This window comes from Prevotella sp. HJM029, assembly GCF_000599605.1.
Lineage (GTDB): Bacteria > Bacteroidota > Bacteroidia > Bacteroidales > Bacteroidaceae > Prevotella.
Genome location: NZ_AZHT01000015.1, coordinates 1 through 14556 on the forward strand (window position 1 = coordinate 1; position 14556 = coordinate 14556).

11 protein-coding genes are annotated in these 14556 nt (G+C 48.7%); 9 read left to right on the plus strand and 2 right to left on the minus strand.

Annotated elements, in window-relative coordinates; genetic code table 11:
- From X919_RS16985 to trpS, 6 genes are all read left to right on the plus strand, one after another.
- Positions 1-500 (plus strand): hypothetical protein (locus X919_RS16985; protein ID WP_216592147.1); only part of this gene is annotated, 500 nt, incomplete at its 5' end.
- A 109-nt stretch (positions 501-609) separates the two neighbouring features.
- On the plus strand, positions 610-1626 hold the full coding sequence (locus tag X919_RS0101335) for an acyltransferase family protein (protein WP_028898699.1): 1017 nt from the start codon (positions 610-612) through the stop codon (positions 1624-1626).
- Positions 1627-1830: 204 nt separating this feature from the next.
- On the plus strand, positions 1831-3177 hold the full coding sequence (purB, locus tag X919_RS0101340; RefSeq protein WP_028898700.1) for an adenylosuccinate lyase: 1347 nt from the start codon (positions 1831-1833) through the stop codon (positions 3175-3177).
- A gap of 79 nt (positions 3178-3256) precedes the next feature.
- Positions 3257-4735, plus strand: coding sequence for a pseudouridine synthase (locus tag X919_RS0101345; protein ID WP_028898701.1), 1479 nt, complete (start codon positions 3257-3259; stop codon positions 4733-4735).
- Positions 4736-4750: 15 nt separating this feature from the next.
- Positions 4751-6142, plus strand: coding sequence for an asparagine--tRNA ligase (gene asnS / locus X919_RS0101350; RefSeq protein WP_028898702.1), 1392 nt, complete (start codon positions 4751-4753; stop codon positions 6140-6142).
- Position 6143: 1 nt separating this feature from the next.
- On the plus strand, positions 6144-7229 hold the full coding sequence (gene trpS, locus X919_RS0101355; protein WP_028898703.1) for a tryptophan--tRNA ligase: 1086 nt from the start codon (positions 6144-6146) through the stop codon (positions 7227-7229).
- Positions 7230-7713: 484 nt separating this feature from the next.
- Here the strand turns inward: trpS and X919_RS0101360 are convergent, their stop codons facing one another.
- Complete coding sequence (locus X919_RS0101360) at positions 7714-10362, minus strand: thiol protease/hemagglutinin PrtT (protein WP_028898704.1); 2649 nt, start codon at positions 10360-10362, stop codon at positions 7714-7716.
- 357 nt (positions 10363-10719) lie between these two features.
- Between X919_RS0101360 and X919_RS16370 the strand changes: the two genes are divergently transcribed.
- From X919_RS16370 to X919_RS0101375, 3 genes are all read left to right on the plus strand, one after another.
- A complete protein-coding gene (locus X919_RS16370; protein WP_028898705.1) occupies positions 10720-11229 on the plus strand; it encodes a hypothetical protein in 510 nt (169 codons plus the stop codon).
- Positions 11230-11530: 301 nt separating this feature from the next.
- On the plus strand, positions 11531-13333 hold the full coding sequence (gene typA, locus X919_RS0101370) for a translational GTPase TypA (protein ID WP_028898706.1): 1803 nt from the start codon (positions 11531-11533) through the stop codon (positions 13331-13333).
- Positions 13334-13356: 23 nt separating this feature from the next.
- Positions 13357-13575, plus strand: coding sequence for a hypothetical protein (locus X919_RS0101375; RefSeq protein ID WP_028898707.1), 219 nt, complete (start codon positions 13357-13359; stop codon positions 13573-13575).
- 108 nt (positions 13576-13683) lie between these two features.
- On the opposite strand, the gene X919_RS0101380 is transcribed toward X919_RS0101375, so the two are convergent.
- Complete coding sequence (locus X919_RS0101380; RefSeq protein WP_253270061.1) at positions 13684-14418, minus strand: hypothetical protein; 735 nt, start codon at positions 14416-14418, stop codon at positions 13684-13686.
- Positions 14419-14556: the final 138 nt, after the last annotated feature.

The following is a 14556-nucleotide window of genomic DNA, read 5'->3' on the forward strand; positions in this document are numbered from 1 at the left end:
TCAAAAAGATTTATTCTTCTAAGAGTGTATGGGTGAGAATTGAGTGGATGGTAGGTTTTGCAGAGGTCTCGTTTCTATCCCCAAAAATGCATCATCGTCATGCGTCGAAATGGGAAAAACATGAAAGACACACTATCTACGTACAACGAAGTGGCAAGAACCGACTCCTATACAAGCCCACTTCTTGCTACAGTTTTACCCTTGTCCCACCCACTTCTCTACCCCATCGCTCCTACCTGCTATGCAACGCTATAGAAAAGCAGTGCAAATGGTGTCACAATCTCATCGTGATTGCTGTGCAACAGCATAGCTTTTATGAGGTAAAGTGCACCATTTTTATTGGCAATCAAGTACCCGCTTGTTGTCTACCCATCGAAATAGACATGCTAAGCAAGGATTCCATTAGAAGCATTTTAAATATTCCCCAGTCGCTCCCAACGAGAAATAAAGCAACTACGAAAGCTCTGTTTCAGTCTTCTTTCATCGCTTTTACTTGCTAAAGATGACAACGATAAACGACGATTAAAAAATAAAATTGTAACTTTGCACATCATCAGTAACGATAAAAGGGATAGTATTCGCATTCATTTCACAACAGAATCCGTTTTTATGAATAAAGAACAATCGGTCCTGCTTAAAGGTGTAGCCATCTTAATGATGCTATTTTTACATCTTTTTAATCACCCACAAGTAGATGCCATGTGCACCCCTCTACTTTACATCGGTAGCACACCACTTGTCTATTTCCTAAGTCACGCCGCACATCCTGTTGCTATTTTCCTCATCATAAGTGGTTATGGCCTACATTATATTTACACAAAAGGACAGATAACCATCAAAGGGCAGATAAAGAAATTATGTAAACTATATATTTTCTATTGGCTCACTTTGCTCATTTTTGTCAACATAGGCCATTGGATAGGTAAGGAAGGCTATCCTGGGGATTGGGAGACTGCAGTGCTCAATGCAATTGGCTTACGGAGTAACTATAACACAGAAACTTGGTTTCTATTTCCATACGCGTTACTATCTCTATCGGCTTTCTACTTGTTTAAAGGCATGAGAAAGATTGGAGTCCCAATGAGTATCCTCACCTCTGGAGTCCTTTATCTCGCAAGCATCTATACCATTAGCCGTTATATTGCACCCAATGGGGCGTATGGAACTTGGGCTTATTTTGTTTGCACCTATTTCGATTTACTACTTCCTTTTATGATTGGGGCAGCCCTACACCACATTGGCACCACCCATCAGCTAAGAATTGCCATTTTCTCTCAGCATCAATGGCTCGTTTATATCCTTTTGCTTGGGCTAATCGTTATCGACTGTTCGCTTTCCAACGCCATTACCAATCTCATCTTCGAAATAGCACTGGCTGTGCTTTTCTTACAAATACGGATCGTTTCTTCCATAAAAAGTTTTCTATCTGCTATGGGAAAACAGTCTATGGTCATGTGGCTCATACACACTTATTTTTGCAATTATTTCTTTCATGATTTTATTTATGGGTTTAAATATCCCATTATCATTTATGCGACACTACTCGTCATCAGTTATTGCACATCTCTCCTCATCTCTTTCTGTGGGAATAAGCTCATTCATTCCATTCCTTGGCTACGTAGATAACTTGCAATGGGACAAAATTTCAATTGTTCACAGTTTCTCAATACGCACAAGATAAGCCACACCATAAGTTACTAACCAAACCATCTTTCTTAGAATTTAAAAAACTTTATCATTCTGGAAGAAAGCAGTTTTGTGAAAAAACAGTATCTTTGCGGTGTCGATATCTTTCGTATTCAATAAGGTTTTAAACATCAATTAAAAGAGATGATTCTTGATTCACTGACCGCCATTTCACCTATCGATGGACGTTATAGAAATAAATGCCAAGAACTTGCCGATTATTTTTCGGAATATGCGTTAATACGCTATCGTGTTCGTGTAGAAATAGAGTATTTCATTGCCCTCTGCGAGTGGGGACTTCCACAACTACAAGGTGTTGATAGCAGCAAGTTTGATGCTTTGCGCGACATCTACCGCCACTTTTCTGAGGCCGATGCAAGCCGTGTAAAGACGATTGAACAAACCACCAATCACGATGTAAAAGCCGTAGAATATTTCATTAAAGAGGCATTCGACCGCATCGGTGGGCTTGAAGCATACAAGGAATTTATTCACTTTGGACTGACATCGCAAGATATCAACAACACCAGCGTGCCACTTTCACTGAAAGAAGCTTTGGAAAATGTGTATTATCCACAAACGGAAGTGCTCATCCAGCAACTCGAAACCTATGCCGAGGAGTGGAAAGCAGTGCCCATGTTGGCCAAGACACATGGACAACCGGCCTCACCCACACGATTGGGAAAGGAGATTATGGTGTATGTTTATCGCCTGAAAGAGCAGTTGGCCATGCTAAAGACTTGCAAATTCACAGCCAAATTTGGCGGCGCAACGGGCAATTTCAATGCACACCATGTGGCCTACCCACAAATCAATTGGCCAGAATTCGGTGCGCAGTTTGTTGGTCAGAAGTTGGGCTTGGAACGCGAGACATGGACCACACAGATTAGCAATTACGACCACATGGGTGCCGTTTTTGATGGCATCCGTCGCATCAACACCATCCTCATCGACCTTGATCGCGACTTTTGGCTGTATATTTCTATGGATTATTTCAAGCAGAAGATAAAAGCAGGCGAAGTGGGTTCGAGTGCCATGCCCCACAAAGTGAACCCCATCGACTATGAGAATAGCGAAGGAAACTTAGGGGTGGCCAATGCACTCTTGCAATTCTTAGCACAGAAACTGCCCGTGAGCCGCCTGCAACGCGACCTCACCGACAGCACCGTGCTGCGCAATATTGGCGTTCCTTTGGCACATAGTCTCATCGCAATGCAAAGCACCTTGAAAGGATTGCAAAAGCTCATTCTCAACGAAGATAAATTGAAAGCCGACTTAGACAACACGTGGGCAGTAGTGGCCGAAGCCATACAAACCATTCTTCGCCGAGAGAACTATCCCCATCCTTACGAAGCTTTAAAAGCATTGACACGAACCAACCAACACATGACCCAAGAAACGATTCAGCAATTCATTGCACAACTCGATGTGCCTCAAAACGTAAAAGCTGAATTGATGGCCATCACGCCGCTGAATTATACGGGCATGTAGACCACTCGAAAATATAAAAGAAAGTTATCATAAAGTATTAACCCGGCCGCGAGGCTACAAAAATCATGAATTAAAAATTATGGATTCAGAATTAGAAAAAAATGCTCAACCTCTGTCTAACGAACAGACTGAGGGCGCCCGTGAGGGTTACTCACGACAAACAGAAAGTTACTCACCCAACTATCGCAATGCAAGTAGGCCACAACGCCCACGCATTCATTCACAACGGGCGTATAGTTCAGAAGGTGCAGGCAACGAAAACGAAGGCGGATTCCGTCCAGAAGGTTTCGGCAGTGCGCTGCAAAACAACGAACGTCCACAACGCAGTTACCAACCTTACCAAGGAGGTTATAACCGCCAACAAGGGGGATACAACAGCCGTGGTGGCAATAGTAGACCACAACAAGGTGGTTATCGCCCACGTTTCAATAACAATGGTGGCGAGCAACAAGGAGGTTACCAGCCCCGCCCACAAGGTAATTATGCACGTCCTCAGCAGCAAGGCTATCGTCCTCGCTACAATGCGAATGGCGAAGAGCAGCAAGGAGGCTACCAACCTCGGCAGCAACAAGGTTATGGACGCCCACAACAAGGAGGCTATCAACCTCGCGGCGGATACCCAAACAACCGTAACTACAATAACAATGGTGGCGGTTATCCCCAACAAGGTGGATATAACAATCGCAACTATAATAATAATTATGGAGGCTACCATAACCACCCACAACAGAATTTCAACAACAACCGCAACTTTAAGAACAATCGCCCAGGCTATGACCCCAATGCGAAATACAGCTTAAAGAAGCGCATTGAATATAAAGAAACACACATCGACCCCAACGAGCCCATTCGTTTGAATAAATATTTGGCCAACGCAGGTGTATGCTCTCGTCGTGAAGCGGATGAATTTATCCAAGCAGGAGTAGTGACGGTGAACGGCAATGTTGTTACCGAATTGGGTACAAAGGTGTTGCGTTCTGACGAGGTGAAATTCCACGACCAGATAGTTTCTTTGGAGAAGAAGGTCTATGTGTTGCTCAATAAGCCTAAAGATTATGTGACAACAAGCGATGACCCACAACAACGCAAGATAGTCATGGACTTGGTTAAAGATGTTTGTCCTGAGCGAATTTATCCCGTGGGTCGCTTAGACCGCAACACAACGGGCGTGCTGTTGTTGACAAATGATGGCGATTTAGCAAGCAAACTCACGCATCCCAAATTCTTGAAAAAGAAAGTCTATCATGTGCATTTAGATAAGAATGTGGCTGAGGAAGACTTGCAAAAGATTGCCAGCGGCATTGAATTAGAAGATGGAGAGATTCATGCAGATGCGATAGAATATACTGACCCACACGACAAAAAGCAAGTGGGCATAGAGATTCACAGCGGCAAGAACCGCATCGTTCGTCGCATTTTTGAACACTTAGGCTATCGCGTAACACGCTTGGATCGTGTGCAATTTGCAGGTCTAACAAAAAAGAATCTTCGTCGTGGTGACTGGAGATTCCTCACGGAACAAGAGGTAGAAATCCTCCGGAGTGGGATGTTTGAGTAATATTCAGAATTGAAAATGAAAAGAACAAAAATAGTCGACGCCCTCAAAAGCGTCGACTTTAATCACGATATACTCGTGAAAGGATGGGTGCGCTCCCACAGAAACAGTAAGGCTGTCGACTTTATTGCCCTCAACGATGGGTCGACCATCAACAACATTCAGATTGTGGTTGACCCCACTTCGATGGATGCTGAAGCCTTGAAAAGCATCACAACAGGTGCATGTATCGGGGTAACAGGAACATTGGTGCAAAGCCAAGGTGCTGGTCAAAGCGTTGAAATTCAAAGCAAAGCCATCGAAATCTATGGTCTTTGCCCGTCGGATTATCCCATGCAAAAGAAGGGACAGAGCTTTGAATACATGCGCAAATATGCGCATCTGCGTCTGCGCACCAACACCTTTGGTGCCGTTTTCCGCATTCGTCACAACATGGCGATTGCCATTCATCAGTATTTCCACGAGCATGGTTACTACTATTTCCACACGCCATTGATCACCGCAAGCGATGCCGAAGGTGCGGGAGAGATGTTTCAAGTGACGACACTCGACCTCAGCAGAACAGGCAAAACGGGTGAGGTGCCCTATGAAAAAGATTTCTTTGGCAAAAAAACGAGCCTCACCGTGTCGGGTCAATTAGAGGGCGAATTGGGCGCAACAGCCTTAGGTGGCATCTACACCTTTGGCCCAACGTTCCGCGCAGAGAATAGCAATACGCCGCGCCATTTGGCAGAATTTTGGATGATTGAACCCGAAGTGGCCTTCTTAGACAAAGATGAGCTGATGGATTTAGAGGAAGATTTCATTAAATTCTGCGTGCGCTGGGCGTTGGAACACTGCAAAGACGATTTGGAATTCCTCAACAAGATGATTGACAAAAACTTGTTGGAGACGTTGCAATCGGTCATTAAAGAAGACTTTGTTCGCCTGACCTACACCGAAGGAATTGAAATTCTTCAAGCGGCAGTGAAGAACGGAAAGAAGTTCGAATTCCCCGTAACGGAATGGGGAATGGATTTGAGCAGCGAGCACGAACGCTATTTAGTGGAAGAACATTTCAAACGTCCTGTCATCATGACCGACTATCCTTCGGAAATCAAAGCGTTCTATATGAAGAAAAATGCCGATGGCAAAACCATGCAAGGCACCGACGTGCTCTTCCCAAGAATTGGCGAAATCATTGGCGGTTCGGTGCGCGAAGAGAGCTATGAGAAGCTGGTGGCCGAAATCAAAGCGCGTGGTATGGCACCCGAAAGCTACAGCTGGTATCTCGACACACGCAAATATGGCTCGTGCCCACATGCTGGATTTGGCCTCGGTTTCGAGCGTTTGATACTCTTTGTCACGGGTATGCAGAACATCCGCGATGTCATTCCGTTCCCACGCACACCTAAATCAGCCGAGTTCTAACATGGGAAAGATTATACTAACGGGCGACCGCCCCACCGGAAAGCTGCATCTTGGCCACTATGTGGGCAGTTTGCGGCGACGTGTTCAACTACAAAATGCTGGCGATTTCGACCGCATGTTTGTCTTCATGGCCGATGTACAGGCACTCACCGACAATGCCGATAATCCCGAAAAGATACGCCAAAACATCGTTGAAGTGGCTTTGGATTATCTGGCTGCAGGCTTAGATCCAAAGCTGTGCACGCTCTATATTCAGAGCCAAATCCCCGAATTGGCCGAGCTAACGACCTATTTGATGAACTTGGTTACTGTGTCGCGTGTGCAAAGAAACCCCACGGTGAAGACCGAAATCAAAATGCGCAACTTCGAAGCCAATATCCCCTTGGGCTTCTTCTGCTATCCCGTTTCACAGGCAGCCGACATTCTTGCCTTCAACGCCACCACCATTCCCGTGGGCGAAGACCAGGAGCCCATGATTGAGTTGACGCGCGAACTGGCTCGCCGATTCAACCAAACCTATGGCGAGGTGTTTGCCGAACCTGAAATTATGCTGCCCGAAAATGCCACGGCACGACGCCTCCCCGGCACCGACGGCAAAGAGAAAATGAGCAAAAGCCTTGGCAACTGCATTTATCTGAGCGACGATGCCGATACCGTTTGGGCTAAGGTGAAGAGCATGTACACCGACCCAACGCACCTCAATGTGAGCGATCCCGGTCATGTAGAAGGCAACGCAGTGTTCACCTATTTGGACGCCTTCGCCACCGATCAAGACTTTGCCGACTTCTGGCCCGAGTTTAAAAACCTCGACGAACTCAAGGCGGCCTACACGCAAGGCGGCATCGGCGACATGAAATGCAAGAAGCTTTTGAATAGCGTCATCAACCGCATGTTGGAACCGATGCGCATGCGTCGTCGCACCTTCGAGCAAGACATCCCCGAGATTTTCAACATGCTCAAACAAGGAAGCGAAGCGGCACGCCAAGCGGCAACACAGACTATGGAGGCGGTGAAACGCGCCATGCAGATTGATTATTTCAACGATGCTGCACTCATTCAGCAGCAAACCGAGAAGTTCAAACTGTAAATCGCGCCAAAGTTGCCCATGGGCAATGCGCTCGCCGACCACTCCAATGCGAAAGAATGCCTGGGTGTAGGCTTAGCGAGGAGCTTATATGAAGAAAAAGTGTGCGGCGTACCCTACGCCGCACACTATTTTGGTTAGTTCTATGCGGCGTAGGGTACGCCGCACACTTTTTCGGCCAGTTCTATGCGGCGTAGGGTACGCTGCACACTATTTTGGCCAGTTCTATGCGGCGTAGGGTACGCCGCACACTCTTTCGCCCAATTCTATGCGGCGTAGGGTACGCCGCACACTTTTTCGGTCAGTTCTATGCGGCGTAGGGTACGCCGCACACTATTTTGGCCAGTTCTATGCGGCGTAGGGTACGCCGCATAGGTTTTGCGTTGGGTGGGCAGTGTGTGCAATGCATTTCCGCCCTCAATGGTGTTTGGTGTGCCGCAACATTAAGGCGATTTACTCCACCACCCAACGAATAACTTGCCACAACCTACCGAATGACTTTTGAAGATTGGCCGTTGCGCGTGATAATGCGCACCACATAGGTTCCCTTTGGCAGCGACATAGCCACTTGATTGTCCTCAACGGCATGGCTGCGGCTCACGAGCATGCCATTCACACTATAGACTTCAACGCGCATAAGCCCTGCTTGTTGCACTTCTAACATGCCGTCGGCAAAGCGCAAACGGCCAGTGAAAGCCACGGTGGGCAGGGCATTGGGCTTGTCGTTGGGATACTGATTGAGCGGTCCGTTGACAATCGACACATAGAAAGGTGCAACAGCTGCAGGCCACAAGTTGCGTTCTTTCCCATCGACCTCGCCCATGACGGCCAGGCGATAGGTGCGGTTGTTGATGATTTTCAAATCAGCCGGTTTGAGCCATCCCGTGACGATTTGCTCAGAGAAGTGGGCATCGCTGAGGTCCACCTGCTGCGCATGTTTCATCAACATGATGACGCGGTCGTCCTCGGTGTCAATCAAAGCCAACGACAAGCCACCTTGATAGCGCATGTGGTCGGCCAAGGTCACCACGCAATTGAGTTTGAAAATGGGTGTGAAACTAATGTCGATGCCCTCGCTCTGCATGCTGTAGCCCGAATTGTCTTGCGCAAATCCCACCGCATTCTCTAACAAATTCACGGGCAGCTCGCCCTGCTCCACCTCGACATAGCATGGTGCATTTTGGGCATCCGTGCGCACAAGGCAAGGCTCATTGGTGTCGCGTTTGAGAATGGTTGTACGCAATTCATAACGGCCTGCGGGCAACGTGGCGGGCAGCTCCACAGGCAGAGTCACCATGGTGGGTGCAAACTGCTCGAACTCCACAACTTTCTGCGTCTGCACAGTGTAGGCCAAAGCTCCCTGTGCATTGATGAAATCCACTTTCACGATGCCGTCGAAAGGCATACTATCGAGCTTGCGGATGTTCAACACGAGCGTGTTTTTCTCTGCCGACCGCAACTTCTTAGCAAACGATGGTGGCGTGTCCAACTGATAGGCCGTCGTGGCTGAGGGCAGCTCCACATAGGCGATTTGCCCGTGGGTTACCAGCATCACCACGCGTGGCGCCTTCTTGATGCGCGCCCACTCGCCCCAGCTGCCATCCGTTTTCCATGTCGCGCAGATGGGCGATAAGACATATTGCCCATCGGCGAGGCTCGAAAGGTCGACGGCAATGGGCACATCATCGTTCACCAATCCGCCCGAAGGCAATTTGCCGTCATAATCCTTGTAACGCACTTTCGTATAGCCGCCCTGAGGATGCGCGTCGGATGCGCAAGCCTTCACCAACTGGTTGCTGGCGTTATAAATGCCAATTCCCACGTCGCCACAGAACTTTTGATAGCTCTGATTCACAAAATGGCTGAAGGCCAGCTTGGCATCGGCCACCAAATGGGTCGGCGGCGTGCCGACAAAGTGCATCTCTCCGCTCAGATTAAACGCCAAGTTGGGCACACCAACGGCAATGTCTGCATCAATCTTTGGTGTTCCAGCCTTGTTGGGATGCGCTGCAATAACATGCAATCGCAGGCCAAAACTCAACGGTCGACCTTGGAATTCGCTGCCCGTAGAGGCGAGATTGAGTGCCGTGAGCGAGTAGTAACCATCGGCCTGCCCGTCCCAACCAAAGTTCATATGAAACATGCCTTCGCTGTCGAAACCATCGCAAACCCACGCATGTCCGGCACCACCACCCTTCGGATCGCCCGAGATGTAGAGTGGGAACCCCTGTCGAAGCTCGTTTTTAATGATTTCGGCGAAATGGGCATTGCCCTCGTCGGCCTTGGTCACGAGCGCGGCATCATAATCAAAATTGTCACGCAAGGCTTTGGCTGCCGCCGTGCTTTGAGAGCCACTTCCACTCGGCGTATATTGCATATAGACGGCTATCCCCGCATCGTTCATCAGCAACGCCACAGCATCTTCTTGCTGTGCAGTGGCCGACTGGCGCCCATAATCATTGAGCATGTTGGCCCAATCATAATGCGACTGGCTGAAATCGGCTTCGCGCTGCGTGTGGTCATAATTCACTGTGTAGCGATTCTGCCCCCTACCCTGCGCTGGCCAGCGATGGAAATTCATGATTTGCGCCATCGCCGTGGCCACACATCCTGTCACATAGCCCGTTTTCTTGCTATACGGATAGCTCTGTCCCCACTGCGTGCGCAACAGCGGTGCCACTCGTTCGGCAAGCGCTCTTGTGGGTTTCGCAGCCTGAACGAGCCGCCCACCATGCTTCAATTGCGTGTAAACCTGTCGATAGGCTTGCAACAGATAGCGCGCCTCGGGGTTGAGCCGCGTCGTATCCATTTGCCCCCGTGCGCTATAGGCCAACACTTCGCCCATGGCATCGTCGCCCGCCACCACAACGAAGCCGTGCCCATGCGCGTCGTTGACAATATAATAAGGTGAGGCGTTTGCCGCTGCGCCACTGCGTGTGGGCTGCCGTTTCAACGCATCGCGCCCCACTTCCACGTAGCGGCGCGCAATGGACAAGGCCGCCTTGGGCGTGATATCGCGTGCCGAAAGCTGCAAAGAAACACTGAGAAACAAACCGAAAAGCAATGCGCGTGCTACACCACAACCCACATTCTTTCTCCCTTCCTCATGACTGAAAAGCGCGTAATCTAACTGCATGAATAAAATTTTATCGTATTAAGTACGGCTGCAAAGATAGTCTTTTTCCATGAAAACCAGACCTATTTGCAGAAAACTCCTTTCAAAAAGGCAGTAAAACACCCTTTCTCCATCAGCGAGCACCTCGCCAGCACCCTCTTCTTGGTTTAATGCAGCGGCAAACTATTCGCCACGACTATAAATTCATTTTTGTGCAGCGGCAAACTATTCGCCACGACTATAAACTCTTTTTAATGCAGCGGCGAACTATTCGCCACGACTATAAACTCTTTTAGTGCAGCGGCGAACTATTCGCCACGACTATAAACTCATTTTGTGCAGCGGCAAACTATTCGCTGCGACTATAAACTCTTTTTAATGCAGCGGCGAGCACCTCGCCACGACTATAAACTCTTTTTTGTGCAGCGGCGAGCACCTCGCCACGACTATAAACGCATTTTGTGCAGCGGCGAGCACCTCGCCACGACTATAAACGCATTTTTGTGCAGCGGCAAACTATTCGACAGCAATCTTATGATGCAAGCCATACGAGAAATGGTAGGGGCGGCGCCTGTGTGCCCGCCCGAACGTCCGCGCAGCGACGTTTCCATGCGTAAAGAGCACGTTCCCATGCGCAAAGGAGACGTTTCCATCCGCAAAGAGCACATCCCCAGCCGCAAAGGGCGCGTTTTCATGCGTAGAAATGTTTGTAGATTACGCATGATGCACATCCGTTACCGATGGGATGCGCCCTTGCAGGGCGACACGGGCGGGCACATAGGCACCGCCCCTACCAGCCTCTATCAAACCCCTCTGCCACGCAACCTTCCTCAGTTTAGTTCGTCGGCGAATACCTCGCCGGCAATCTTGGGGCACGGAACCACATGAGAAATGGTAGGGGCGGCGCCTGTGTGCCCGCCCGAACGTCCGCGCAGCGGCGTTTCCATGTATAGAAATGTTTGTGCATTACGCATAATGCACATCTGTTACCGATGGATGCGCCCTCGTGGCCAACGTGGCGCGCCTGGCAATATAGCTGCAACTGACGTAGCCCATTAATTTAACATGGCCTTGCCTGGCGCGGCAAATATCACTAAAATCTTGATTATCTCGCTGCAAAGCCGTGCCTACTTCAGTTATTTTTTGTACTTTTGCAGCACATTTAACATAGGATAATTAAGGAAAGAACATGCAGGACATTAGGAATATTGCGGTGATTGCACACGTCGATCACGGAAAAACAACGCTGGTGGACAAGATGATGCTGGCCGGAAAGTTGTTTCGTGAGGGTCAGGATAATAGTGGCGAAGTGCTCGACGCCAACGATTTGGAGCGCGAACGTGGTATCACTATCCTCTCGAAAAATGTGTCGATAAGCTGGAAAGGCACGAAAATTAACATCTTGGACACGCCGGGCCACTCGGACTTTGGCGGCGAAGTGGAACGCGTGTTGAACATGGCCGATGGCTGTTTGTTGCTCGTCGATGCTTTCGAAGGCCCCATGCCACAAACACGTTTCGTGCTACAAAAGGCGTTGCAATTGGGCCTGAAACCCATTGTTGTCGTCAACAAGGTGGATAAGCCCAACTGCCGACCCGAGGAAGTTTATGAGATGGTGTTCGATTTGATGTGCGACCTCAATGCCACCGAAGAGCAATTAGACTTTCAGGTGGTTTATGGCTCGGCCAAAAATGGTTGGATGGCTGCCGATTGGAAGCAACCTACCGACAACATCGATTACCTGTTGGACAAGATTGTGGAGGTTATTCCTGCGCCCAAACATATCGACGGCACACCACAGATGCTGATTACATCGCTCGACTATTCGAACTACACGGGGCGTATCGCCGTTGGTCGCGTGCATCGCGGCACACTCAAGAGCGGGCAGAACATCACCATTTGCCACCGCGACGGCACACAAGAGAAGACAAAGATTAAAGAACTGCGCACCTTCGAAGGCATGGGGAGCACGCCTGCCGAGAGCGTAAGCAGCGGTGACATCTGCGCGGTTGTAGGTTTGGAACGCTTCGAAATCGGCGACACCATTGCCGATTGGGAAAATCCCGAGGCATTACCTCCCATTGCTGTCGACGAACCTACAATGAGCATGCTCTTCACCATCAACGATTCGCCTTTCTTTGGTCGCGAAGGAAAGTTCTGCACCTCTCGCCACATCAACGACCGACTCAATAAAGAGTTAGAGAAGAACCTGGCTCTTCGTGTGCGCCCATTCGAAGACACGACCGATAAATGGATTGTCAGCGGCCGCGGTGTGCTCCACCTTTCGGTGCTTGTTGAGACCATGCGCCGCGAAGGATATGAGCTGCAAGTGGGGCAACCACAGGTGATTTTCAAGGAAATCGATGGCGTGAAATGCGAGCCTATTGAGGAGCTCTCTATCAATGTGCCACAAGACTACTCCAGCAAGATGGTTGATATGGTGACACGTCGCAAAGGCGAACTCACCGGCATGGACACTGAAGGCGACCGTGTCAACATCACCTTCGAGATTCCTTCACGCGGCATCATCGGCCTGCGCACCAATGTGCTCACGGCATCGCAAGGCGAAGCCATCATGGCTCACCGCTATAAAGAGTATCAACCCTTCAAAGGCGAGATTACACGCCGCCTGAATGGCTCGATGATTGTCATGGAAACGGGCACAGCCTACGCCTATTCGCTCGACAAACTGCAAGACCGCGGAAAATTCTTCATCGACCCAGGTGAGGAAGTTTATGCTGGACAAGTGGTCGGCGAGCACGTACACGACAACGACCTCGTCATCAACGTCACGAAAGCCAAACAGCTTACCAATGTGCGTGCCAGTGGTTCGGACGATAAAGCGCGTGTCATTCCCAAGACCGTGATGAGCCTTGAAGAGTGCTTGGAATACATCAAAGGCGACGAATACGTAGAAGTGACGCCCAAGAGTATGCGCATGCGCAAGATTATCCTCGACCACACCGAGCGTAAACGTGCCAATAAAGAATAAAAACTTCAAAACATTATTCAATGATGACTGGATTATATATTTTCATAGCGCTCATCGTCATAGCGCTGATGGGATGGGGAATAGCCGAGCTGAAAGCAAAGACCATCCACTTTGAACATTCGGAAGCTGAAAAAGAAGAGGCTGAACTTCTCTACGAAGAGCAGAAGGAACATGGCTTCCGTGAGCAAAATCTTAAAGACTTGCTCGAGCACAACAGCACAAAAGGCTACGACGCAGTATAGTGGGTTGTAAGCCTTGCGCAGGCCTTGTACTGCGTGCAACACATCAAAAAGACGAGTGCTCCACCATGGATTTCCCATTGGTGGAGCACTCGTTTTTCATGCATCAACTCAGAAAGCTATATCTAAGCCCACTTCAACCGTAGTATAGTTTTTGCGCACAGGCACAATAGGTCGCGTGTCATAAATAAGACGATAAGTGCCCCGAATGCCTATCGTGGGCGTAGCATGATAAGTCACATCAACTGCACCACCAAAGCGCGCCGCCTTTAAATAACTATCGGGCTTGCCTTGATGGATTGCTGTCGTTGTGAGTTCCCAATGCTCTCCTATCCAATGTTTAAAGCTCAACGACAGATGACTTTTCACACTACGGCTATAGGCATTGTCGTTAACTCCTACTGGAGGATCAGGATATTGCCATTTCTCAAACTCATAAAAGACACCTATTGCAGCAAACATCAGACAATGATCGGTATTGATTAAACGATAGCGAGACTGTAGCCCTGTCGAAATCTTGAACGTCATGCCACGGCTACCAGCCCATTGCGACTCAACACAAGGATAAACTTCAAAGGCATGGCTCAACAAGTATCGATATTCTGCGTGCACGTAACCTCCACTCACCGTCACCTTCTTGCCATAGGTAGAGAACTCTAACTTGTTGATAAAGTTAATCACCCGACTATGATTCAACAGCAAGTTGAGATTAGCTGTATTCTTTAAGGTCAACACATTCTCCTTCTCCGTCTTAAAATCCAGCACAGGCTGCAACGAGCCTTGAATAGTTTTGGTGCTGTCAATATTCATCGTGAGGTTCTCTGAGAAGAGCATCTGCCCATGCATAGGTAGTGCCAGCAACCATCCAAACAACACATAAACTAAACGTTTGCGATAAGAAGCCGCGCCATTCCAAATCTTGTCTATCATTATCCTAAATGCTTTTATGATGAAATATTGCGGACAAAGATAATAAAAAAGTTT

Bases quoted from the DNA above. Each gene is read 5' to 3' on its own strand.
- X919_RS0101335 (WP_028898699.1), top strand. From the start codon at position 610: ATGAATAAAGAACAATCGGTCCTGCTTAAAGGTGTAGCCATCTTAATG.
- purB (WP_028898700.1), top strand. From the start codon at position 1,831: ATGATTCTTGATTCACTGACCGCCATTTCACCTATCGATGGACGTTAT.
- X919_RS0101345 (WP_028898701.1), top strand. From the start codon at position 3,257: ATGGATTCAGAATTAGAAAAAAATGCTCAACCTCTGTCTAACGAACAG.
- asnS (WP_028898702.1), top strand. From the start codon at position 4,751: ATGAAAAGAACAAAAATAGTCGACGCCCTCAAAAGCGTCGACTTTAAT.
- trpS (WP_028898703.1), top strand. From the start codon at position 6,144: ATGGGAAAGATTATACTAACGGGCGACCGCCCCACCGGAAAGCTGCAT.
- X919_RS0101360 (WP_028898704.1), bottom strand. From the start codon at position 10,362: ATGCAGTTAGATTACGCGCTTTTCAGTCATGAGGAAGGGAGAAAGAAT.
- X919_RS16370 (WP_028898705.1), top strand. From the start codon at position 10,720: ATGCAGCGGCGAGCACCTCGCCACGACTATAAACTCTTTTTTGTGCAG.
- typA (WP_028898706.1), top strand. From the start codon at position 11,531: ATGCAGGACATTAGGAATATTGCGGTGATTGCACACGTCGATCACGGA.
- X919_RS0101375 (WP_028898707.1), top strand. From the start codon at position 13,357: ATGACTGGATTATATATTTTCATAGCGCTCATCGTCATAGCGCTGATG.
- X919_RS0101380 (WP_253270061.1), bottom strand. From the start codon at position 14,418: ATGCATGGGCAGATGCTCTTCTCAGAGAACCTCACGATGAATATTGAC.